This window comes from Verrucomicrobiota bacterium (assembly GCA_034440155.1).
Taxonomy (GTDB): domain Bacteria; phylum Verrucomicrobiota; class Verrucomicrobiia; order JAWXBN01; family JAWXBN01; genus JAWXBN01.
This window is the reverse complement of the sequence record JAWXBN010000085.1, coordinates 29,720-52,944: the sequence shown is the minus strand read 5'-3', so window position 1 is coordinate 52,944 and position 23,225 is coordinate 29,720. Positions and strand designations below refer to the sequence as shown.

Annotated in this window: 19 protein-coding genes; 6 read left to right on the top strand and 13 right to left on the bottom strand. The window is 47.3% G+C overall.

All coding sequences use genetic code 11. The features are described 5' to 3' along the window. From SGI98_09095 to SGI98_09085, 3 genes are all read left to right on the top strand, one after another. Window positions 1-605 (top strand): tRNA-dihydrouridine synthase (locus SGI98_09095; GenBank protein ID MDZ4743557.1); only part of this gene is annotated, 605 nt, incomplete at its 5' end. 173 nt (window positions 606-778) lie between these two features. Continuing rightward, window positions 779-2,458, top strand: a complete 1,680-nt coding sequence (locus SGI98_09090; protein ID MDZ4743556.1) for a hypothetical protein — start codon at window positions 779-781, stop codon at window positions 2,456-2,458. Window positions 2,459-2,555: 97 nt separating this feature from the next. Further along, complete coding sequence (locus SGI98_09085) at window positions 2,556-3,083, top strand: PAS domain S-box protein (protein ID MDZ4743555.1); 528 nt, start codon at window positions 2,556-2,558, stop codon at window positions 3,081-3,083. Here SGI98_09085 and SGI98_09080 read toward each other — a convergent pair. The 4 genes from SGI98_09080 to SGI98_09065 all read right to left on the bottom strand — a co-directional run bounded on the left by SGI98_09080 (window position 3,070) and on the right by SGI98_09065 (window position 6,901). Then, entirely contained in the window at window positions 3,070-4,185 is a 1,116-nt protein-coding gene (locus SGI98_09080) for a Gfo/Idh/MocA family oxidoreductase (GenBank protein ID MDZ4743554.1), read from the bottom strand. The genes SGI98_09085 and SGI98_09080 overlap by 14 nt on opposite strands. Window positions 4,186-4,190: 5 nt before the next feature. Beyond that, window positions 4,191-5,783 carry an aldehyde dehydrogenase (NADP(+)) gene (locus SGI98_09075; protein MDZ4743553.1) on the bottom strand — a complete coding sequence of 531 codons (1,593 nt, stop codon included), beginning with the start codon at window positions 5,781-5,783 and terminating at the stop codon, window positions 4,191-4,193. Between the two features lie 112 nt (window positions 5,784-5,895). Continuing rightward, on the bottom strand, window positions 5,896-6,186 hold the full coding sequence (locus SGI98_09070) for a Dabb family protein (protein ID MDZ4743552.1): 291 nt from the start codon (window positions 6,184-6,186) through the stop codon (window positions 5,896-5,898). 28 nt (window positions 6,187-6,214) lie between these two features. Then, window positions 6,215-6,901, bottom strand: a complete 687-nt coding sequence (locus SGI98_09065) for a cyclase family protein (protein MDZ4743551.1) — start codon at window positions 6,899-6,901, stop codon at window positions 6,215-6,217. 83 nt (window positions 6,902-6,984) lie between these two features. On the opposite strand from SGI98_09065, the gene SGI98_09060 reads away from it, so the two are divergent. Together SGI98_09060 and SGI98_09055 are read left to right on the top strand one after the other, a co-directional pair. After that, window positions 6,985-7,815: an IclR family transcriptional regulator gene (locus SGI98_09060; protein MDZ4743550.1), complete on the top strand. Its 831-nt coding sequence runs from the start codon at window positions 6,985-6,987 to the stop codon at window positions 7,813-7,815. Between the two features lie 395 nt (window positions 7,816-8,210). Further along, on the top strand, window positions 8,211-12,701 hold the full coding sequence (locus SGI98_09055) for an autotransporter-associated beta strand repeat-containing protein (protein MDZ4743549.1): 4,491 nt from the start codon (window positions 8,211-8,213) through the stop codon (window positions 12,699-12,701). Window positions 12,702-12,782: 81 nt separating this feature from the next. Here the strand turns inward: SGI98_09055 and SGI98_09050 are convergent, their stop codons facing one another. From SGI98_09050 to SGI98_09015, 8 genes are all read right to left on the bottom strand, one after another. Further along, window positions 12,783-13,058, bottom strand: coding sequence for a hypothetical protein (locus tag SGI98_09050; GenBank protein MDZ4743548.1), 276 nt, complete (start codon window positions 13,056-13,058; stop codon window positions 12,783-12,785). A gap of 99 nt (window positions 13,059-13,157) precedes the next feature. Then, the gene (locus SGI98_09045; GenBank protein ID MDZ4743547.1) at window positions 13,158-14,243 is read right to left on the bottom strand and encodes a uroporphyrinogen decarboxylase family protein; all 1,086 of its coding nucleotides are present in this window, start codon (window positions 14,241-14,243) and stop codon (window positions 13,158-13,160) included. An 87-nt stretch (window positions 14,244-14,330) separates the two neighbouring features. Beyond that, window positions 14,331-14,795 (bottom strand): GNAT family N-acetyltransferase, encoded by a 465-nt coding sequence (locus SGI98_09040; GenBank protein ID MDZ4743546.1) that lies wholly within the window; start codon window positions 14,793-14,795, stop codon window positions 14,331-14,333. Window positions 14,796-14,798: 3 nt separating this feature from the next. Next, entirely contained in the window at window positions 14,799-15,908 is a 1,110-nt protein-coding gene (gene ychF / locus SGI98_09035) for a redox-regulated ATPase YchF (protein MDZ4743545.1), read from the bottom strand. 120 nt (window positions 15,909-16,028) lie between these two features. Then, entirely contained in the window at window positions 16,029-17,531 is a 1,503-nt protein-coding gene (locus SGI98_09030; GenBank protein MDZ4743544.1) for a DegQ family serine endoprotease, read from the bottom strand. 382 nt (window positions 17,532-17,913) lie between these two features. Beyond that, entirely contained in the window at window positions 17,914-18,855 is a 942-nt protein-coding gene (locus SGI98_09025) for a transglutaminase-like domain-containing protein (GenBank protein ID MDZ4743543.1), read from the bottom strand. A 3-nt stretch (window positions 18,856-18,858) separates the two neighbouring features. Then, the gene (locus SGI98_09020) at window positions 18,859-19,356 is read right to left on the bottom strand and encodes an MEKHLA domain-containing protein (GenBank protein MDZ4743542.1); all 498 of its coding nucleotides are present in this window, start codon (window positions 19,354-19,356) and stop codon (window positions 18,859-18,861) included. 79 nt (window positions 19,357-19,435) lie between these two features. Further along, window positions 19,436-20,722, bottom strand: a complete 1,287-nt coding sequence (locus SGI98_09015) for a citrate synthase (protein ID MDZ4743541.1) — start codon at window positions 20,720-20,722, stop codon at window positions 19,436-19,438. Window positions 20,723-20,879: 157 nt separating this feature from the next. Between SGI98_09015 and SGI98_09010 the strand changes: the two genes are divergently transcribed. Then, entirely contained in the window at window positions 20,880-21,845 is a 966-nt protein-coding gene (locus SGI98_09010) for an AEC family transporter (protein ID MDZ4743540.1), read from the top strand. Between the two features lie 317 nt (window positions 21,846-22,162). On the opposite strand, the gene lgt is transcribed toward SGI98_09010, so the two are convergent. Beyond that, window positions 22,163-22,975: a prolipoprotein diacylglyceryl transferase gene (gene lgt, locus SGI98_09005; protein MDZ4743539.1), complete on the bottom strand. Its 813-nt coding sequence runs from the start codon at window positions 22,973-22,975 to the stop codon at window positions 22,163-22,165. Window positions 22,976-23,225: the final 250 nt, after the last annotated feature.

The window sequence follows — 23,225 nt, the reverse complement described above, 5'->3', positions numbered from 1 at the left end:
GTCGTACACGGGAACAAGGTTTTTCGGGTTATGTAAAGCTTAAAGGTATTCGTTTGGCTGTCGAGGCGGCCCGACGGATTCCCGTGATTGGCAATGGTGACATTACGACTCCCGAGGCAGCGAAAAGAATGATTGATGAGACCGGATGTGCAGCCGTTTCCATCGGCCGTGGTGCATTCTACAATCCCTGGATATTTAATCATACTGATCATTTCTTGAAAACGGGTGAATTATTACCGGAGCCACTCTTTGCAGAAAGAATCATCGTCATGTCGAGGCATTTACAGAGGATGATTGAAGTATTTGGAGAGGTGCATGGCTGCCGTATGTTCCGAAAGGTAGGGCCGTGGTATTCCAAACGTTTTGGTCCGGCAAATTTTTTTAATAAGAGGGTAGTGACCCTTTCGACAAAGCTTGAATATGACCAATTGATCATAGATTACTCGAAATGGCGTGAACAATTCCTTGATGGATCAGGTCATTTACTCGCACAATACAGGTCTCAAGATCCTCAAGCCCTTTATCATGAGGATGTCGGGGATCAACCATCCGTCGCTAACCGCCAATCCATCCCTGTCCCCGGTGGTCCTGTAGATTTATGGTGACAGAAGAGATTGCTCTTGTCATTCCATTCAAAATACAAGTAGTATTGGTATCTCGTTTCCGTAGAAAGGGAACGTGGATTGGATATTGATCCTTCGAGAGTATACGAGGGGGTAAAAGAATTCCACTATTTGCAAATCATGGATGTCGGATTTCCTGAAAAATTAGGGTTTTTATGGCTGACCAGCTCAAACTTGATGAATTACTAAATTTAGAAATCCTCCCGGATTGGACAAAGTCCGAATCGGGTGGTACCACCCCCACATATAATGAGGATGAAATAGTCGCGCCTTCTCGTCGTGAAGGACAAGGTGGTCGACCCCGCCGTGATAGTTTTACTCCTGGGAACCGCCAAGGTGTTGCTGCCCGTGGAGGGCGTGATTCTTCTCCAAGGGGCCGTTCAGAAGGTCGCCCTGGGGATCGCCCCCGCAATGACCGTGACCGTGGCCCCCAAAGGGATTCGCGCGGACCCCGTTTTAGCCGTGAAGAACGTGAACCGGTAGTAGCACCCCAACCCGTTATTTTGCCGAATGTTGAAATAGGATATCTTCCGATTGAAGGAGGATTATCCACAGTGGCTAAACAGATTAAAGGTTCATTTAAAGCTTTCCCAGTTTTTGATATTGCCCGCCTCTTCCTTGATAAGCCTGAAAGACAAGATGTGAAGTTCCAATCTAAAGAAGAAGGTTTGGAGCTTTTCCAAGATTTGCCTACAGGCCTCCTTTTTACCAAACAGAGTGAATTAGTGACTTTTGTCCTAAAAAATCGTATGGAAGAATATTTCACTGTCCACAAGAACCAAACCGAAGCTCCAAAAGGTAATTTTAGCGGTGTGGCTAAATGTAAACTCGGTGGGGAATTACTCGGACCACCAAATCACCATGCTTATCTGGCACGGCAAAAAGAGCTTTTTCTTGGCAAATACTCTAAGAAGATGTCTTTCGACCAATTCCGCACAAAAATTGAAATTATCAAAGACGAAGAGAATTTAAATAAATGGAAAGAGCTCGAAAGCTGGAAGATCGAGTACCAGCCAAAAGACCAAGCGGATGATGTGCCGAAGCTCGGTAGTCTGGATGAGGTCGAAAAATATTTTAAGGAAAATATCCTTCCTAAAATTTGCAAAAAAGACCGCCAATTCACGGTGAGTGGTACAACCGCACGAAAGCTCCTTGATACAGGCCTGCGCCAGGCGGCGTTTCAGGCTTGGGAAGCTGAAGTGAAATTCCCGATTAAATTCGTCAATGAAATCCGCCCGGGCCTTGTGCATGTGGGATTACACATTTTCAAAAACCGGAAAAATGTCACGGTGGTGAATTCTGCAAAACCAAAATTCTTTGATATCGATTTGGCGACGGTTTCATCAAATATCTCCCATATTATCGCGACTGTCCGCGAGCAGTCCGGCATCAAACTCAAAAACCTTGTTCAACACATTCCATTCACTCCGCCCGATAAAAATAAGGCTTTGGCAGAATCAGCAACGGTTTATTTTGATCCTTTTGAGGGTCTCCGGAGTAATCCTGCATTACAGGAATCGGCGACAGTCTATTTTTTACCTGAGAAACGTAATGCCCGCCAATCCCGTGCTACTCAGGCTTATCATGAGAACTCGGTACTGGCTGATTTATTATGGCTGGTGCATGAGGGATATGTGATTGAGTTTTTTGATGGGAGCCTCGAAATCGGAAAGAAAAATCCGCCGCAGCTTCAGGAAAAGAAAGAAGCTCTCCCCGTTAAAGCGGAAGCCGATGTTATATCTATTCCTACTGCCGCTCCAATCGAAGAGGTTATTGAACCAACTCAGGCTACTGTGCCCGAGCCTCAAGCCTCTCCGTCTACGCCGGTGGGATAATTTATCTTCAATTGCCTTAATCTATCCTGTTTCTCTGAGAATAGCAGATTTTCTATTAGTTATCTATACGTTGGCGAGGTAATAAAAGTGATACTTTGTGGACAATATTCAAAAGGCGATTAATTTACAGATAAGGTTAATCGAAGGGGGGAAAGAGACTATGAATATTTTTAATGATGAGGAGCTCTCGGTCGGACTACTCGAACATAGTGGTTACGGAATTGTCGTGACGGATACTCAAGGAAAGGTCGAGTGGGTTAACGACCTTTTTGTCTCCATGTGTGGATATTCCATTGATGAAATCATCGGGAAAAAGCCGGGGGCACTCTTGCAGGGACCATTGACTGACAGTGCAGTGGTTAAGCGGATGAGGAAAGCGATTCAAGAAAAAAACTCGTGTTCGGTCGAGATCCTGAATTATCATAAGGATGGTGATGCCTACTGGGTGGCTATCGATTTGATTCCGCTCCGGGATAAGGCAGGAAAATTCAAAAACTTTGTCGCCCTTGAAAAAGAGATTACGAGCAGAAAGATTGCCGAGCTTGAAAAAGAGAAGACGATTGTTGAGCTTTATTCTGCCCTTTTACACCATGCAAATTTCGAGGATGAGGTTAGCGTGAAATAGGGATCTTCGGACTTTCGACGGCAAATGACTCAAAGATTTTTTCAGGCTCGTAAGTTTCGTTTAGAGGCAATGTAATCACTTGCTTTTTCCAGGCGGAGATATAGGCGGCATTAATGGCCTCCACAGATTTTAATCCATCATTTCCGGTGCAGAGGGCTGGTTGTTTTTCGGAAATCATCGCTTCACAGAAATGGCGTAGGGAACCCAAATACATCCAGGTGGATTTCACGTATTCATCCAGATCCCAGCTCCAAGGAATGTCAATCGCGATGGGTTGTTCTTGGTTCTGGACATATTTCCTGATCACAAAGGGTTCAGGGGAAATAAAGCTCCATTTACCCACGCACTCGATTGTCACCGTAGCCTTGCTGCCTTCGATCAGGTAGGCCTCACGGAGGGGGCGATGGGTCATGCGTGAATTATAATGGGTGCTGATAGCCCCACTTTGATGTTTGTAAATGGCCTGGGTGAAATCCTCGACTTCCCGGCCTTCGAGCAAAATGCGCACATCGGCATAAGCGGTTTCTATCTCACCGAGCCACCAACGGCAAAGGTCGATTGTATGGCTGCCGTGATCAAAAAAGAGTCCACCGAGGTTTTCACGTTTATCGCGCCAACCGCTGAGGGCATATTGTGGCCAGCTCCAGTCGACAGAGACATGAAAGACTTCACCCAGCTCCCCAGAGTCGATCATGGTTTTGATTTTCAGGAACCATGGGCTGAAACGTTTCATGAATCCGATCATCAGGATCTTCCCTCGCCCCTCGACAGCTTCGATCATCTGCCGGCATTCATCGACAGTTCGTCCCATGGGTTTTTCACAAAGGACATGTTTTCCTGCCTTGGCCGCTGCATCTGCTTGGGTGAGGTGTAGCCAAGGGGGGGAAACAATGACCACGGCATCCAGTCCGGGACATTTGAGGAACTCATCATAATCGGTAAAAGCCTTCCCCCCGTACCGTGTGGAGGCATCTTGGGCTTTTTGCAGCTCGACATCCACCCAAGCGACGGCTTGGCCTTCATCCAGGTATCGCAGAGCAGGTCCATACATGGATTGACTGGCCCCACAACCGACAAATCCGATTCCGATTTTTTTCATCATATTTTTCAGGAGTGATTTTGAGTGTATTGCCCATCGACGAGCCTGAAAATCTTCCGGGGATTTAAATCACGGAGGGTTTCGGGCAATAGGGTGTCGGGGAGATTTTGGTAACACACCGGGCGTGCGAAACGGCGGATAGCACCGGTACCGACAGAGGTGAATCCGGAGTGACTAGTCGCGGGATACGGCCCACCATGGACCATGGCATGGCAGACTTCTACCCCGGTCGGATAACCATTACTGATTACGCGCCCTGCAATTTGCGCCGCTTGAGAAAAGGCTGCGGCCACTTCCACGGTATCGTCAGCTGCGTCATGGTGGATGGTCGCTGTGAGGGTGCCTTTCACCAAGGTAAAGAGGGAGGAGAGATCATGAATAGAATCAAACCTTACGATCAGTCCTGACGGGCCAAAGGCCTCTTCCTGCAAGGCAGGGGAGGTAAGAAAAGTTTTTACATCGGTTTCTAAGAGGAAAGCTCCTGTGCCCGCAGCACCTGACTTTTCAGGGGCGACATGGACTTTGACACTATTGATTGTAGCAAATTGCTCCACAATGGAATTAAAATGGTCACGGATCCCAGGGGTGAGCATGCAGAATTTCTGGCCGGCTAGCTTTTGGGCAATTTGCGTGATGAGCGAATCTGTGGCGGCGCAATTTGCTGCGAAAATCAGGCCGGGGCGTGTGCAGAATTGGCCTGCTCCCAGGGTGAGTGCCCCGGCAAGACCTTCCGCAATTTGTGTGGTTTTATTTTCAATAGCCTTAGGGAGGATGACAAGAGGATTGAGACTGCCCATTTCGGCATAAACAGGAATCGGGTCTGGACGTTTGGCAGCAAGGTCAAAGAGTGCGCGGCCTCCGGAGAGTGAACCGGTGAATCCGACAGCTTTTATCCGGGGATCAATCACGAGGGCTGAGCCGACGGTTGATCCGCTCCCTTGCAGGAGTTGGAAAAAGCTTGCGGGCAAATTGCATTTTTCTAGGGCTTTTTGTACGGCCTGGGTAACGAGCTCATTAGTACCCGGATGGGCGGTGTGTCCTTTGATAATAACAGGATTTCCTGCTGCGAGTGCGGATGCGGTATCACCACCACATGCTCCGAAAGCCAAGGGGAAATTACTCGCATCGAATACGACGACAGGGCCGATGGCTTCGAGGGCGCTGCGGACATCGGGCTTTGGAAGTGGGGTGCGCGCGGGATCAGGGCGGTCGATGCGGGCATCGACCCAGTCACCCTCTTTGACGAGGGCAGCAAAAAGGCGAAGCTGTCCACAGGTGCGGGCACGCTCTCCCATCAAGCGTGGTTGCACGGGTAATCCACTTTCATGGGATGCCATTTGGAGGAGCTCATCCCCGGCGGCTTCGATCTCGGTGGCGATTTGCTCTAGGAGCTGCGCAATTTGCGTGGGAGGGAGCTGGCGGGTTTTTGAAAAAGCAATTTGCGCGGATTCACAGGCCTGCGCAATTTGCTCGGGATTAGCCCCATGAAAAACCGTGGGGAGTTTTTCCCCAGTTTGGGGGTTGATGGACTGGAAGGGTTTTCCCTCGGAGGTCATCCATTGACCGTTGATAAAATGTCCGCCGCAGAGTGTGGTGCTCATAAATAAGTGATCCAAATCATTTAATCAGACCGTGGGGTCCCTCTCACGGCCATTGGCAATAATCATGCGGGAGGAGACCCCGCGTTCCTGATTTTGGAATATTCCGGTTTTTTTAGAATTCAAAATCCATGGCCATCACTTCGGCATCCTTACGGAGCTCTGTAGCCACAGCCATGTGCTCGGGGTGATCGGCGTAAATGGGTAAAGCAGCTTTATTCTCGAGGGTGACGACGAGGCCATGGGTAAAGCCTTTGGCACGATCAGTAAAGTTTTTACCGAGTCGCAAGGAAATAATCCCGGGGACTGTATTCACGAGGGCGCTCAGGCCATTGAGATGATGTTGAATGCGATCTTCCGAGACGCCTTCATTCCATTTAAACCAAACAATATGTTCTACTTTCATGATATTTATCTTTCTTGAATCAGGTTAATTATTTTTCCGGAACGAATGCCACAGCGCGAACCCACGAACCGTCACCCTCACGGACATTAAGAGGCAGACACATCAGATACACCTCTTTCCCGACGACTTTATCGAGGTTAGTCATGAGTTCGAGTAGAATCGGGAAATGTTCCTGGCGCTCGAAAATCTTTGGATGATCCACGAGGGAAGGGTCTGTCGAAGGTGTGTCCATCCCGACGAGCTCGATTTTATTATCCAAGAGCCAGTAGATGCCGTCCTCAGAAAAATGGGGGTGGTCGAGGTTAAAATATGTTTCATCGAAGGGGTTCAAGTAACGATCCCATCCTGTGCAGAGCAAAATGCGTTCGCCTGTTTTCACCCCATGTTTGACCATGTCTTCAGCGGTAAAATGATCCCCCAGTTTTTTATCACGAAAATCCAGTACGCGTGTCCAGCCCTTGTACCGGGAGAGGGGAATCTGGTCGAGCTTGACCCCCTCATTATTCATATGGTAAGGAGCGTCTGTGTGAGTGCCCTGATGTCCAGCCATGCAGAAGTATTTCATATTCAGGGGCTCAGGACGACCGTAACAACGGCCTTTCCGGATCCAGTCATGGACGATACATTGGGGCTCAGCACTCCAGATAGGTGCGTCATGATAGATTGGTAGAGAGAGGTCTACCATGGTCATTCCTTCAAATAAATCGGGTCTCATCGTATTTTCTCCATTTTTATTCGTGCAATAATATTGTATATAGCGCAATGTGAGTCAATAATGCAAATCTAAAATGCAGATGATTGATTAAAAATCCACTGGAGAAAAACGGACTCGAACCCTTAATTGTTTTTATCATGCCTAAAACCGATTTCACAGTCATCCAAGCCCTCGACCGGGGATTGAAACTCTTGCAAAAAATGGCAGACACTCCCCAAAGGAAATATAACTTGGCGGAGCTTGCGGCATTCATGCAAGTCGACCGGAGTTCCGTTCACCGGATGCTTTCAACCCTGATAAAGCACCGTCTTGTATCCCAAGAGAAAGATGAAAGGGTTTATTCACTGGGACTGGGCATTTATAAGCTGGCGACGGCTTTGGAGAAACAATTAAAGCTGACAGAATTGATCAATCCTTTCCTTCGTGAATTAGTGAGATTCAGCGGGGAGACAGCACACACGGTCGTCAGGAGTGGAGTGCAATCGGTTTTTGTTGATTCCGAGACGGCGACGGAAATGGTGTCGATCTACCATCAATTAGGGCATGTGGATGAACTCCACTCCACGGCTGTGGGGAAAAGTTTATTATGTCAAATGTCCTTCAAAGATTTAGAAATGCTTTTTGAGGGAGTGAGGTTAGTATCTCATACACCCACGACGATTATTGATATCGGGAAATTAGCCCTCCACCTGCAGGATGTGCGGAAAATGGGATATTCTACTGATAAGGAAGAGCGTTCCCAAGGGGTCTTATGTATGGCTGTCCCTATTTATGATTTTCGGGATCGCATTGTTTGTGCAGTAGGAATCTCTGGCCCAAAAGAGCGAATGAAGGGGAAATTTGAAAAACTGATCCCCCCAGTCAAGGAGATCGGGCAAAAAATCACCCAGACCATTCAAGGCTTTGAGCTTTAGAGACTAATGACTTATGGATAAATGACAGGATATTATCCCCTCTCATGAGCAGACCATGTGATGGCCGTAGAATGATGTCTGAGTTCGAAGTTTGATGTCTATTCTCCCCCTATTTTCGGGTATAGGACTTCGTAGTATTCAATTAATTATTAGCAATTAAAAAGCAATAATTACCATAATAAAAATTTTATGTAAAAATCCTTTTAAGTATTACAATGCCAAATGAATAGGAAATTTAAAATTTCAATAAAAATGTTTACTACCGCTTGACGATTTGTTACTACCGCTTGTCGAAGATATGTCGCTATTTATCCGGAGGGGATGCAAATTAGGCTTGTAGTTTTGATGTGCCTTTTCCTAAGCCCAAAACATTACCCAATATCAAGATCAAGATCATGTTTCATTATTGTACACCGACTAAAACTTTTCTCATGGGACTATGCCTTTTTGGCCTAGTGACGATGATGGGGGCGCGTGCACAGACATTAGTCGTGAGTGAATCATTCACCAGTAATACAGTGACAGGATGGACTTTGGGTGGGGTGGGTTACACACCTAATTTGACAGCGACCAATGGGGATGCTAACGGGAGTGGTTGGTTAAGGCTTACGGACACAGGCAATAACATCGCATCATACGCGGTTTATAATGATACGATTTTCTCTGCGAATACGGAAATCAAAATCAACTTTGATTTTGCGATTTGGAATACAAATGCTTCCGGTATTGGTGCTGATGGGATTGGTTTTTTCCTCTACGATGGTTCAGTACCCTTTGCGATTGGAGCTAGTGGGGGTTCTCTGGGATATGCCCAAAAAACCGGAATTGATGGACTCGCTGGGGGATATTTAGGGATCGGTATCGATACATGGGGAAATTTTTCCAGTCCAACCGAAGGCAGAATTGGAGGCCCTGGGCCTACTGGGCCTAATACCATTTATACAAACTCCGTGGCTGTCCGCGGCCCAGGCAGTGGTACCAGCGGGTATGAATATTTAGCCGGGACCACAAACCTTTATACGAATGCGACCACTCAATTGAATTTTGAAACTTACCGGCCCACCAATGCAGTGGATAACCGGAACCTTCAAATTTATCTGACCCGCGATAATATCCTGACAGTTTCCATGAAATATGGGACAAATACTTATGTTGACCTTTTCACGACGGATTTGTCAGCTTATACGCGCCCGGACACTTTAGGTTTTGGTTTTTTCGGAGGAACGGGTGGTTCAGTGGATTATCATGATCTGCGTAATGTCACGATTACAAATGTAACGGCTTTCCAGTGGGATAATGACGCAGCCAATGGCCTGTGGACAGTGAGTAATAACTGGGTAGGCCCACGGGTCACCCCTACATTGTGCAGTATCACAAATACGGTTAATACGAATACAACCGGCACGACACCGACTGCCGGAGCGGATATTTTATTTGGTGATACCTATATCGCGAGTAACCAACTCGTAAATCTGGGGGGAGGGACAGTCACTAACCGGGCCATTCAATTTGATGGGGCTTATTCTTATACAATCACGAATGGGACACTTTATATGGATGGCAGGGGGATGCCCGGAGATTTGCAGATCCGCACCAGTAATAATTCAGGTGATGCCGCCCACAATATCTCTGCGAATATCGTGATGTCCACAAATATGGTTTTGGACGCTGATGCTGAAAACTTTTTGACCGTACTCAGTGGCACACTGGATAACGGGGGGTTCTCCCTCCAGAGTACGGGCGTGGGGAATGCCCAAATCAGCGGGAATATTACTAACAATGGATCAGTCTCCCAGACCGGCCCGGGATTACTTGTTTTGAGCGGGAGTAATACTTATAGCGGGGGCACGAGGTTATCCGCAGGGACTTTAGGGATAGGCAGTAGTAATGCACTCGGGACGAGTACCCTGACAGTTCAGGGGAGTGGCGGAAATATTCTCGCTTATAGTGGCTCCCGGGCGATCTCGAATAATATTAATCTCCTTGCCGATTTAAGGATCGGGGGCACAAATGCCCTGACTTTAAACGGAGCCATGACCAATAACGGGGCTAACCGGATTCTTTATGTGACCAATACGGCAAGCACGGTCATGAATGGAGCCATGTTCCTGAGTGAAGGGGCCACGGACAGAACCCAGACCCTCGATGTGGTCGCGACAGCTTCCCCCTTCATTATTAATGGAGTCTTACAAAATGGTACTGGTGGAGGAGTAGGCAGTATCACTAAAGAAGGGGATGGAATTGTTGTATTAGGAGGCTCGAATACTTTTACGGGCACTACAACCATTAATGATGGGATATTACGCATTTCTTCGAGTGACCGGTTATCCGATAATAGTTCGATGAATCTTATCGGAGGAAAATTTGACCTGGCTGGGACAAATTCTGAACGTATCTTGACCTTATCCTTTAATGAAGGGCTCTTGGATTTCGGAACGGCAGGCACCTCAAATTCTTTTATGTTTAGTAATGCCGGAACAGCCGGTGGACCTTTAGTTGTGCGTAATCAATCGGCAGGAGATCGTTTGGCTTTTCTGAGTAGTGCCTCGAATTCCGTTTCGAATGCTGTTATGAACCTGATGTATTTTTCAGGAGAAGGCAGTGGAGCCATTACGTCCGCACCGAACCAAACGATTACCGGTTACGGTTCTACTTGGACTTTCCTTACCGGTCCGACGAATACTTGGAATGTCTGGGACGGGGGCGGGGGTGACAATAATTTAAATACGGCCAATAACTGGGTTTCAAATGTGGCTCCGCCTTCTGCAACTACAACAAGGATATCTTTTGAAGGCACAGTACGGACAAATGGCCCGGTAGTGAATGCAAATAGAAATGTAAATGTGATTCGTTTTAATACGAATGCAGGAACCTTTGTTGTGGGAAGTGGCAGTCAATTACGATTCGGTGGTACATTGCCCAGCATTATCCAGATGTCCACGAATAATCAAACGATCTCGGGGACAATCCGTTTGGATTCTGCGAGTACTATTATGGATGTTTCAGGGACTGGAGATCTCACCCTCTCGGGGGTGATTAGTGAAAATGTGACAGCGGGTTTCTATAAATATGGGGACGGCAGATTGATTTTGAGCGGGGCTAATACATTTAACGGGGCAGTATCTATCCAAGAGGGCGTAGTCAATGTCCGTAGTGCTCAGGCCCTTGGTGATAATGTGAATGCCGTCACGGTTCATACCGGTGCCGGTTTAGAAATACAGGGGGGTATTACACTCGCCAATTATAATCTCTCGATTGAAGGAACCGGTCAAAACGAGAATGGGGCACTCCGGAATATCTCCGGTAATAACACGATTGCTAACAATATAACGTTAACGCGGGACGCCCGTATCCAATCCGATACCAATACCCTGACCCTTTCCGGTAATATTAACGGGACAAATACTACGGTAACGGCGGGTGGGAATGGAAATATCACCTTTTCAGGTATCATCCAAACGGGGTTAGGTAATTTTACGAAGAATGGAACAGGGACAGTGACGTTCAGTGGTACTTCAGCAAATACTTACACCGGCGAAACTGAAGTGGTAGCAGGAAATTTAAATCTGAATAAAACGGCTGGAGTTAATGCCACTGCTGGGCTTCTCCGGATAGGCGGGACAGGAACCGTTAATCTTTTGGCGAATAACCAAATTTCTGATTCATCCGTCGTCCATATTGAAAATTCCGGAACATTAAATCTCTCAAATAGTAGTGAGACATTGGGTTATATTTTGGCCGATGCGGGCACAACGGTTAATTTGAGCTCTGTCACAAGTGTCTTAACGATCAGTAATGCCCTAGGTTCATTAATGAACGGGAATGTGACGGGTACTGGTGCTTTGACAAAACTGGGGAACGGAAAACTGACATTAGGCGCATCAAACTCCTATACGGGTGTTACGACTTTATCGGATGGGGTCCTCCGTGTGAGTGATTCCTATTCACTGGGAGCGACTAACGGGGCGACGACAGTGGCTTCAGGTTCAAGCTTGGAAATCGCCCGTGGAAATACGGATATCAATATCCGTGAAAACCTCACGATTATAGGAACGGGTGTGGCGGTCGAAGGGGCTTTGCGCAATTTGCAAGGGTCAAATACTTGGAGTGGGAATATTACGGTGGGTACCGGCGGAGCTTCCATCAATTCTGACCGGGATGTATTTACGATTGCAGGGACAGTGACCAGTGCCGATCAAAGCCTGACCAATGGCGGTTTCGGGAATACGATTTTTGCCAGTAATATGAACCTCGGCACGGGAAATTTTGTAAAAACCGGTCCCGGTCACACCATCCTCAGTAATATGAATGTGACAGCGACCCAGACCCGTTTGACGGGAGGCAGTATGATCATCAAAGGCATGGTGACCAATAGCGGGGCGATGACGGTAAATTTCGGCACGTCACTGTGTATCGACACGACTGATGTGACCAATGGGAATATCTTCCGGGTGAATGGGAACTTTACTAATGCTGGAACCATAAACCTCAAAAAAGAAAACGGGGGGTCAATGAGTGCGAATACCAATGGTTTCCAAGGGATCGAATTTGCCGGAACGACTTTTACCAATACAGGGACGATTTTATGGAGCTTTGATGCGCCCCCCAGTGGGATTACCAGTACGAATATTTATTACGGTGGCTTTCGTTCATCCAATAATATTTTCGCTGCTTACCAGAACGGTTCGGGATTCTTTACTTCCGGATTCCAAGCCGTGGGCTTAAATGCAGACCAATATTTGAAGACGACCTTTGTGGCCGGTTATTATTATCTGGCGGTCATTCCGGAACCAAGTACGTATGGCTTAATGATTATCGGGATGGCCATGAGTGCATACGGGATTTTCATCGCCCGCCGGAAAAAGGCAGCACTTCGTAATCGGTAGTCCTCCCCCTGATGATGAGGGGATGATCGGGATACCCGCCATACCTGTACTCAAGGCAAATTGTTTTGAGACTTTTACGGATTAGGGAGCATCGCCATTACGGTCATTTGTAGCGGCATTAGCCCCTTTGAGCTTTTCCATCGTGCTGGCTACAGGTGCCACATAAGATGAGGCGGTTTTATCCGAGGGAGGCAGGTTTTCAATGGCCCTCTTCCCTTGACCCTGTTCTTTTACCTCGCGGTCAAATTCTTGTGCCTGTTTTGCCGTACTTCCGTCGATATCGATTTTATTCAGATATTTCCAACCGAAATAAACCCCTGCCGCGATGACGACGAGAATAAAGAATGTTTTCATCATCATTCTATAACATGTTTTTCCGAAAAGGTCGCGCAGAATGTAAAGTTTTTTATTGGCACGCGTTTACCCTGTGGACAATCTTCAGGGTATATCTTAGCCTCATTCTTGGGTGGATTTGATTAATTCTTCAGCAGCTTCTACCGTAGGCATTTGCTCACAGATATGAAGGTAGAAGCTGTTGAATTTTGGGCCGAACTCCATTTTCATTGCGGCCAATTGTTTGGCATCCATCACGTGGATATAGACCCTTTTACCTGCATCAATGATTTTGTGGTAGTAAGGCCACCACTGTTTATCGGTAGTGGGCCCGACACTGCCTTCGCCCGGGGTCCACTGCACCATTTTTAAGGATTTAATGGATAAAATATGGTCTGCATGCGGCAGGGCTTGGGGGCCGTCCCAGTGGTACATGCAGTAACTCACCCGTTCACACATTTCATTGAGGATGGGAAGCATAAATTCCTTAAACATCCGTGGCGAGATCATCGCGGAGAAGTCGCATTGGAATTTAGCCATCCGCCCAGGAGCCCAAGCCCAGAAAATGCTTCCTCCGACCTCGTCTTTGGTCTTTTCATAGAGCACGTCATAATACCGGAAATAAAGGTCAGTGATTTTCCGGAGACATTCATGGACCCAATCAGGATTTTCAATCATGTCCATGAGGAGGGGCTGGGCGCCGCGCATGGCCGCCAGAGTGTCTAATCCTTCGATGAGGTCTGGAAAAGCCTGGAGGAATTTTCCTTTGCCGACCAGATCGAGGCGGCGATTGAGTGCAAGGCAGAATTTCCAATAAAAATTATCGGCATTGTATTCGAATTTTGCCTCATCGGGTGAACTCATACAGGGTTCACACCAGACCGTGCCATCACCTTCCACACCATGGCAACCGAGGAAGAGAGCCAGGCAATTTGGGGCGAGATCGGGTGCAGTATTCGGGACGGCTTCCGCATGGTGATTTGCACGGGCAGCATCAGTGAATCCTTGGTATACCCGGTATTCCATGTCTTTGGTGGAGTACCATGTCGGCCAATCGTCAGGTTTCTCCATAAAAGCAATTTGCTCCCATGGTTCTTTCCGTGCGGAACAAAGGGCGATGGCAGGGCGTCCGAGGTCGCCTCCATTCCAGAACGTGGTGAGGCGATGGCGGACTTCGTCCATATCAGGGCGGAAAACGAGTGATGACATAAAAACAGAATTTCCTTTCGGATTGAGTTCATCAAAAATCAGAGGTGGAGCAAATTGCTCTGACGGGGGAGGAGAGATAAAAGAGGACTAATTTTTTCCGGAATCGATGGACTTGGTGAGATAATCCCGACCGTGACTCAAAAAGCCGGCCTTGTGATAGGTGGCTAGGGCGCGGTGATTGGCGTGGTGGACTTCGAGTCGCAAGTGGGAACAGCCCGTTTTTTCACAGAGACTTTCTGTAAATTGCACCACCTTTTTGCCGACTCCTTTTCCTCGGAATTCTTCCAAAAGGAAGAGTTCATCCAGTAAAAGAAAGCGGCCCCCAAACTCCATACTAAAGCATGATGTCACCAAAAGGTATCCGGCTGTTTTCCCGTCCTGCTCGATAAAATAAAGGAAGCCCGGGGGATGAGGAGCGGCTAATTCCTCTAATACCGAGAAAATGATTTTCTCATCAAAAACAACTTGCTCGTGAGCATAAAACATTTTCACTAACGGCAGCAGGCGATCCCGTGCCGAGGAAGTGTAAGCAGTGAAAACCGGTTCGCTCATGCTTTATTTGGATACATTAAAGCGGAACTCCATGACATCACCGTCTTTAACGGTGTATTCCTTGCCTTCGAGGCGGAGTTTGCCGGCTTCCTTGGCCTTGGTGAATGAGCCCAGTGAGAGCAAATCACTACATGCCGTGCATTCGGCAGCGATGTAGCCACGTTCAAAATCGGTATGGATGACGCCAGCGGCTTCCGGTGCTTTAGCCCCGACGCGGATGGTCCAGGCATGTGTTTCTTTTGGCCCGAGAGTGAAGTATGTCTGGAGGCCGAGTAATTTGTATGCAGCACGGATCAAGGCGCCGACGCCGGACTCTTCCACCCCGAGGTCTTTGAGGTAAGCGGCGGCTTCTTCAGGGCTGAGGTCGATGAGTTCGCTTTCGATCTGGGCGCTGATGACGACGGCTTCCGTGTCGAGATGGGTTTTGACGTATTCACGGACTTTCTGGACGTAAGGATTCTCGTCTCCCTTTGCGAGGTCTCCTTCGGCCACGTTACAGGCAAAGATGGTCGGTTTACCGCTGAGGAGGAAAAATGATTTCATGATGATTTTCTCATCATCGGAGAGCTGGATGGTATGGGCGGGTTTACCCGAGTCGAGGTAAGGCTCAAGTTTTTCCAGGACAGCGAGCTCTGCAATTGCTTCCTTATTATTTCCACGGGCGAGCTTGATTGTTTTTTCCCTCCGCTTTTGGATACCGGCAAGGTCGGAGAGGATGAGCTCGGTATTAATCACCTCGATATCGCGGACCGGGTCGACAGAACCGTTGACATGGTGGATATTTTCATCATCGAAACAGCGCACGACCTGGGTAATGGCATGGACTTCTCGGATGGCGGCGAGGAATTGGTTGCCCAGCCCTTCGCCTTGGGCCGCCCCTTTGACCAAACCGGCGATATCGACAAATTCAATGGCCGCGGGGACAATCTTTTGAGAGTTCTCGATTTTAGCAAGTTGCTCCAGACGGGGATCGGGCACTGTGACGACCCCGACATTCGGGTCGATCGTGCAAAAAGGGTAATTGGCCGACTCAGCTTTACGCGAGCGGGTGAGGGCATTAAATAATGTGGATTTTCCCACATTCGGCAAACCAACGATTCCAGCTGATAACATAGGCCGATTATTCACACGCAAATTGCCCCATTCGCCAAGCCTGAATTTTAAATATTAATGACCGAAGCGGATGCCCTCATTAGATGGGGCCTTAATATCCAGGTGAGTCGGGTGGGGAAATTACTCTTCGATGACGATATATCTGGTTGTGCCATCGTTCCACAAGACAACCACGGAGGATTTATCTTTGACATTTTGTTTAGCTTGATAAGCGGATGTGGCGTCACTGATTTTAACCCGATTGATCTCTTGGATGATATCCCCGGGATGGAGCCCGGCTTCTGCTGCGGCACTTTCCGGATCGACATTGGTGACGAAGGCCCCGGATAAATTACCCGGGAGATTGAACTGGGTACGGAGTGGGGCGTCAATATTTCCGATTTCCACTCCTTCAAAAAGGTTTTTCTTGGGGATTTCAGCCGGATTGATCCCGGATCCGTCGGTTTTTTTGTCGGGTAAAATCTTGAGTGATACCGAAAAGATACGGGGTTTGCCGTCGCGAATGGCTTTGATCGAGACTTTTTTCCCGGGGGCATTTTGGGAAACAAGGAGCTGTAACTCTTTGGAATCTTTTATTTTCCGGCCATCGAGCTCGATAATGACGTCACCGCGTTTAATCCCGGCAGCTTCTGCCCCGCTGCCACTCGTGACATCCCCCACCAGTGCTCCGGTGCTATCAGGGAGTTTAAAGAACTCGGCGATTTTCGGTGTCACCGGTTGAATGACGACTCCTAAGTATCCCCGGGTGACTTTACCGTCTTTGATCAGCAGCTCCATGATGTTTTTGGCCATATTCACAGGGACGGCAAATCCGATCCCGATATTTCCGCCGCTCTGGCTGAAAATGGCATTATTGATCCCGATGAGTTCGCCAGAGGTATTTACGAGGGCTCCGCCGCTATTACCTTGATTGATGGAGGCATCCGTCTGGATGAAATTCTCGAGGTCGGATACCCCGATGCCGCTGCGCCCGGTAGCACTAATAATACCCATGGTGACTGTCTGCCCCAAACCAAAGGGATTTCCGATCGCCAGGACGATATCACCGACTCGGAGGAGGTCGCTATTACCGAACTCAATGGAAGGAAGGTCTTTGGCATCGATTTTCAAGAGGGCAATATCAGTCTTTGGATCGGTCCCAATGAGTTTTGCCTTGTACTCAGTCTTATCATCTTTGAGGGTGATTTTGATTTCGTCGGCCCCGTCAATGACATGATTATTCGTCAGGATATAACCTTCCGGCGAAACAATAATACCCGATCCGAGGCTGTGGATCCGTCGCCCTTCCGGTTTGTCCAGTGGGCTATTTGGCTTGTTAAAAAAGCGTTTCATAAACTCGTCATCCAACGAGGGATGTTTTTTGACCGGGGATTTTTTTTTGCCGGTTGAGAGCGTCTGGATATTGACCACACTTTTACCCGCTAAATCCACGACACCGGAGAAGCTTGTTCCTAACTGTTGTTTTCCACCTTCGGGTGTGGAGGATAGTGGTGTCATCGACTCTGTAATAGCCGGGGGCGCTTGTTTTTTGGGAGGGTTCGCCTTTTCAGAAGAATCCGGGAAGGGCCAAATGGCCTGGGCAGGAAGGCTCAAGAGCAGGGTAATCGAAAAAATCAGGAACAATTTGTTTTGAAAAGATGGGGGGATAAAAGAAATCATAAAAGGGGGTTTTGTCTATAACTACAGTACAAACAGCCTGGGGGCAAAAAGTTTTTGGGAAAACTGTCTCGATGGAGCGGGTCTTTTTGTGATCGTCAGAAAAAAAGCCGGTGCAATTTGCACTAGCTGAAGTTTTTATTCTGTTTCAAGAGCCTTGAATCAACTGACTTTGACTTCCTTCTCCCCAGGGATGGAAAGGATACCGTTTTCAATGGGTGACCTACACGTCGTCTTCGGCAATGTCTGCCAGAGGCGAGCTAATGCGTATTATTATTTTCCCCGCTATTGCTTCTGCAAGAAACGGTCGACTTCGGAGTTGAGTCTCTCGACCGAAGAAGCCGTCGAGTTAAGTCTGTAATGCGACGATGAAATTAATCATTTTTTGTTGCATGTCAGTATTGTTCTCGGAGGCGTAGATATTGACGAGGTTATGGATCATCCGCATGAGAATGGCCTTTGAAGGGGTGACGGAAAGAAAACCTTCCTGGAATGAAATACCCATGTCTTCGAGCATCCGGATACAATCATCCTTGGAGAGGATTTGTCCTTTATTGAATGGGTCGAAAAGGACATTATCCCAAGCGCAGATAAAGCGTCCGGGCAGGCCGATCCCGTGAATAGGCAGGTCCAGCCGTTTTCCAAGGAAAAGATAGATCAGGGAAAGGGTAATGGGGATGCCTGTCCTCGTCTCAATAACACGGTTGATAAAACTATTTTCCGTGTCGTAATAGGTCGAGTCGTTTGGATGGAATCCAAGTTCATAAGTAACAAAAGCGGCAATATCATTAATGCCTTTAATCGCATTGTCCGGGTTCGTCAGGCGCAAGCGTAACTTCTCGGCCCACTCATCCAATGTCCTTTTCCCGGCTTCATAATTTACCCTCGGATAACAGACTGCGGCCAAGCGCCAAGCGGCCTCCTCCATGTCGCCGTCTTCGCTGAATGAATGACAATACAGGAGGAAATCCTGTTCGTTTTGCTCGATTAATACCTCGTCGAGCACCTCTTGGATATGACGGGATACCACAGCATCATCACAGTGGAGGAGTTTCTCCAGAGACTCAATGTCGTTTGTCCCTAGTTCATAGAGCTGCTGGCGCATTAAGGTGACGATTGCCGGGTCTTCGTCCCTCAATAATGTCGAGAGATTGGATTTTGTCAGTTGTCCCATGATTGTAGTATAAAGCAGTTTTGATGCCTGCGCTAACCCGAAAATAATATTTTTTCTACGGAATTCAAAAACCACCGCCAGCAAAGAAGGCGGGATTAAAAACCGAAAATGAGACATAAATCACAGGTAAGTGTATCGTGAAAATGTTGCCGCTTGGCCGAGGAATTCTCCATCATCGGGGCACACAAGATTCCACACTGTGGCCTCTTCAATCCTGAACCGGCGTTTGTTTTTTGAAATGCGGATGCCTTGGTAGTCGCTGATATAACCTTCGACTCGAACTTTTTCTAAAAATCGGGCCCTTTCATCTCGATGGAGGGGTTCAGCCGTCAGTCGGGAGGGGGTACGGGTAATCTCCGTCCATTCCATTTCCCAAAGCTGCAAGGCTTTGAGATTCGCGTAATTAAGTATTTGATCTGATTCATTACCCCCGGACAGGATCGCAAATGGAGCGAAAAAAACAGCCTGGGCAATTTGTGTAGGACTCGCAGTTTCTTCAATCTCGATCAAGTGATGCCCCGTGAGCTTTTTGTAGCAGTCTAAAAGAAAGCGACTCTGGGATTCGATCAAACATTTCTGGGCGTCGTATTTGACAACGTATTCACTGATATCGGGCATAGGTATCCTGTGTCAAAAAGAAAATAATTCCCGTTACCGGGAGTGCCGGTCAAAATGGAATAACCATCGAGGGGGGGGATTAACCCCGTTCTTCTATTGGCAGGAAATGGTTCAGCTCCTTGCCGATGTAAATCTGTCTCGGCCGTGCGATCCGGTTGCTCAGGTCGTCAGAGATTTCCTTGTATTGGGCGATCCAACCAGGCATGCGCCCGATGGAGAACATAACCGTAAACATTTGGGTGGGAATCCCGAGGGCTCGGAGGATAATCCCGCTGTAGAAATCGACATTAGGATAAAGTTTCCGCTCAACAAAGTAGGGATCATGAATGGCGACTTCTTCAAGCTTGCGGGCAATGTCCAAAAGGGGATCAGAGATTCCCATCTTTTTGAGTAAATTATCGCAAGCTCTTTTAATGATTTTGGCGCGGGGATCGTAATTCCGGTAAACCCGGTGGCCAAAACCCATTAAACGGCGGCCGCTATTTTTATCTTTTGCGGCATTAATAAACTTCGAGCCGTCATCACCTTCCTTGTGGATTTGCTCGAGCATTTCCAAGACAGCTTGGTTAGCTCCGCCATGACGGGAACCCCAGAGGGCGCAAACCCCGGCGGCTGTACTGGCATAGATATTGGCACGGCTGGAGGCCACCATCCGGACTGTGGATGTGGAGCAATTTTGCTCGTGGTCGGCATGCAGTAAAAGGAGCATGTCCAGTGCATGGGCGGCTTCGGGCTCAGGAACGTATTCCTTGTGGGGCATGGAAAACATCATATGCAGGAAATTGGCCGCGTACTTGAATGCCGGATTTGGATAATTAAAGGGTAGTCCTCGGGATTTTCGGTAGGAGCACGCGGCAATTGTACAGACTTTTGCCAAAAGGGCGGCTGTGGCACGTTCAAATTGTTTGGCGTCAAGGACTTCACCGACCGGTTCAAAGCAGCCCATGGCATTAATCATCGCTGAAAGGATGGCCATGGGATGAGCTGTGGAGGGGAATCCCTCGAAAAGAAATTTCATATTTTCATGGATCATTGACTCATCCATGAGGTGGTTTGAAAAGCCGCGTAATTCCTCACGTGAAGGGAGATGGCCCCAGATTAAGAGGTAGGCAGTTTCAATAAATGAGGAATTTTCAGCCATTTCCTCGATGGGAATGCCTCTGTATCGTAAAATCCCCTTGTCACCATCAATAAAGGTGATTTCACTCTTACAAGAGGCTGTGTTACCAAACCCTTCGTCCAGACAAACCAGTCCTGTTTGGGCGCGGAGTTGGCTAACATCGACCCCGAGCTCTTTCTCGGTACCTTCGATCACTGATAATTCTTGAATTTTGCCATCGTATTCAAGTTTTGCGATTTTGCTCATGGAATCTCCTCTCGCTGAAATTTAGACGATTGAATACACCTGCAATTTCTTGCCCCGTCAAGGGCTTTCTACTCAGCCGAGGGAAACTGAATAATGAGTTTTATCGCTTATCCATTTTAATCTTGGTTTGTCCGGAGAAATTTGTCAAATTATGGGCATGGATACGATCTGGAGTGTTTTTAAAACCGAAATTGTATTACTCGGCCTCTACGGTTTAGCTTTTTATTTAAAAAAGAAATCTCTGATATCACAGGACAATGAGAAATGTTTGACGGACATACTCATGAAAGTGGCTCTTCCTGTATCTGTCTTTCTGGGTTTATTGATTTCGCCGGTGATCTTGAATCTTATGTTTGCCCCTCTTTTGGTTTATGCCACCGCCATTTTCGGGGGGATGATTGCTTATCTGGTGGCGGAAAAAGTGTTAAAACTCAATGCTGCCAGCACGGGGTCCCTGATTCTGTGTTCCGGGGGTGGGGCGGCCTCGATTACTGGATTCGCTCTTGTCTCAAGTCTTTACTCAGGGCAATGGAGTGCCTTTACGGAGGCGATTATCAGTATGGGGTTGGGTATTTCTATTGTGGTTCTGGTGTTAAGTATTCCCGTTGCGATTGTTTTTGGAAACCAGAAACAAGGTAAAAAAGTTGTTTTTAATGAACTCCTCAAATTCCTTTATTCCCCCATCTTTCTCGCATTCCTTCTGGGTGGACTGGCCCAATTAGCCGGTTTACCACAAAAAATAGTGCCGGTTTCAGGAATGATTAATTGTTTCTATCTATTCTGGACGGTCATTACAGCGATTGCTGCTGCTATGCTTGCAGGATTTGTCTTTTCTCCAGTGAATAGGAAAATCATCGCAGGTGCGGCCATTGTTGTTGTCTTGATCAAAGTGCTTCTCCAGCCCTTGTTCATACGTCAGACAGGGATGTTTTTGGCGGTTGATCCCATGTGGTGCGGTGTTTTAGTGATGGTAGCGGCTATGCCTTCTTCCCTTTTTATGGTAGTTTTTGCGCGTAAATACGGGTGTGATGCCCCGCTCGCATCGGCATTGGTATTGGTTACCACCTTGTTCTCATTGATTTCTCTGCCTATCATTTACTCTTTTACCTTATCAAGATTTTAGGGGCTATTCCGGTAGATCCAGGGATGGGATCATGCTCTTGGATGTGATAGGGGAATAAAAAAAGCTTACCATAAGATTACTATGGTAAGCTTTGAGATTGGTTTCTTCCTTAATTAAAAAATCAAGAAAAAGACTGACTATTTCGAGCCGCTCATTTCGTGAACGACTGTGTTATTACTCGAGGTTGTTTTCGGTGTGGAAGAGCAACCGACGAATAATACTGCCAAAGAGGCAACAACTGTTAATGCGATGAATTTCATATCGACCTTAGGCTATCAGTTGTCAACAGGCAGGCAATCCCTTTTTGCGAATGTTTTTTAGCTTCTTTTGGGGCGACGGAGTAATAGAATGCCCAATCCTGCTAGAACGCAGAAAAGAGAATAGAATTGGCCGCGGCTCAATCCAAGGATTAAATCGGCATCCGGCTCCCTGAAAATCTCGACAAAAATACGGATGACACCGTAAGCAACCAGGAAAAAACCACTTAAACGTCCATCAGGAATTGAATATTTGGTGAATCGTAAAAGCCAAAGGATGGTAAAAAGAAGCAGGCCTTCACCTGCCGCTTCATAGAGTTGCGAGGGATGGCGTGGATCGGTCAAAGACCCGTTGGCATCCTTGAAAATGACCGCCCAAGGGATATTAGTGATTTTGCCGTAAAGCTCACCGTTAATAAAATTCGCCAGTCTTCCGAAAAATAACCCCACAGGGACAACACAGGCCATATTATCGGCAATATTCCAAAAGGATAACTTGTGTTTACGCGCAAACCAGATCATCACCAGGATCACTCCCGCCATCCCCCCGTGACTGGACATTCCCCCATGCCATATCTCTAAAAGCATCACCGGGTGATGGATAAAATAATTAAAATCATAAAGCAGAATATAACCGATCCGGCCCCCCGCCATGACTCCTAAAAAGGCGGCCCACATGATGAAATCTGCTAGGATTTTCTCTGGCATGTGAAGCTTATTTTTCCGGATGAGGTATTTAAGGAGGAAAAATGCAGTGATAAATCCACTCAGATAGGCCAATCCATACCAACGAACTGCCGCAGGACCATAGATATGGAAAATCACAGGATTTAAATCGTGAATATAATAGGCTAGAAAAATCATAGATATCATCAAGGAATGGTTTAGTATGACAAATTTTTTTGAATCCTGCGATTTTATTTTGTAATATCATCAAAGGAACACACCCTGCCCTCACTATTTTAAGAATTTAAGGGAGGTCTTTTCTTTTGGTATTAAGAGAAACCCTCTGTTTTTAGGTGGCAAAGAGGCTTAAAAAATTAGAAAAAAACCACTTGCATAAGTCGGTACGACTTCTATATATAGTAGGTCGTTATCCCTGCAGACACAATTAGCAGGGTAT

Excerpts from the sequence above, each read along its gene's own strand:
- SGI98_09090 (MDZ4743556.1), top strand. The coding sequence starts at position 779 with ATGGCTGACCAGCTCAAACTTGATGAATTACTAAATTTAGAAATCCTC.
- SGI98_09040 (MDZ4743546.1), bottom strand. The coding sequence starts at position 14,795 with ATGAGCGAACCGGTTTTCACTGCTTACACTTCCTCGGCACGGGATCGC.
- SGI98_09050 (MDZ4743548.1), bottom strand. The coding sequence starts at position 13,058 with ATGATGAAAACATTCTTTATTCTCGTCGTCATCGCGGCAGGGGTTTAT.
- lgt (MDZ4743539.1), bottom strand. The coding sequence starts at position 22,975 with ATGATATCTATGATTTTTCTAGCCTATTATATTCACGATTTAAATCCT.
- SGI98_09075 (MDZ4743553.1), bottom strand. The coding sequence starts at position 5,783 with ATGAGCACCACACTCTGCGGCGGACATTTTATCAACGGTCAATGGATG.
- SGI98_09070 (MDZ4743552.1), bottom strand. The coding sequence starts at position 6,186 with ATGAAAGTAGAACATATTGTTTGGTTTAAATGGAATGAAGGCGTCTCG.
- SGI98_09025 (MDZ4743543.1), bottom strand. The coding sequence starts at position 18,855 with ATGTCTCATTTTCGGTTTTTAATCCCGCCTTCTTTGCTGGCGGTGGTT.
- SGI98_09080 (MDZ4743554.1), bottom strand. The coding sequence starts at position 4,185 with ATGATGAAAAAAATCGGAATCGGATTTGTCGGTTGTGGGGCCAGTCAA.
- SGI98_09055 (MDZ4743549.1), top strand. The coding sequence starts at position 8,211 with ATGTTTCATTATTGTACACCGACTAAAACTTTTCTCATGGGACTATGC.
- ychF (MDZ4743545.1), bottom strand. The coding sequence starts at position 15,908 with ATGTTATCAGCTGGAATCGTTGGTTTGCCGAATGTGGGAAAATCCACA.
- SGI98_09020 (MDZ4743542.1), bottom strand. The coding sequence starts at position 19,356 with ATGCCCGATATCAGTGAATACGTTGTCAAATACGACGCCCAGAAATGT.
- SGI98_09010 (MDZ4743540.1), top strand. The coding sequence starts at position 20,880 with ATGGATACGATCTGGAGTGTTTTTAAAACCGAAATTGTATTACTCGGC.
- SGI98_09015 (MDZ4743541.1), bottom strand. The coding sequence starts at position 20,722 with ATGAGCAAAATCGCAAAACTTGAATACGATGGCAAAATTCAAGAATTA.
- SGI98_09065 (MDZ4743551.1), bottom strand. The coding sequence starts at position 6,901 with ATGAGACCCGATTTATTTGAAGGAATGACCATGGTAGACCTCTCTCTA.
- SGI98_09045 (MDZ4743547.1), bottom strand. The coding sequence starts at position 14,243 with ATGTCATCACTCGTTTTCCGCCCTGATATGGACGAAGTCCGCCATCGC.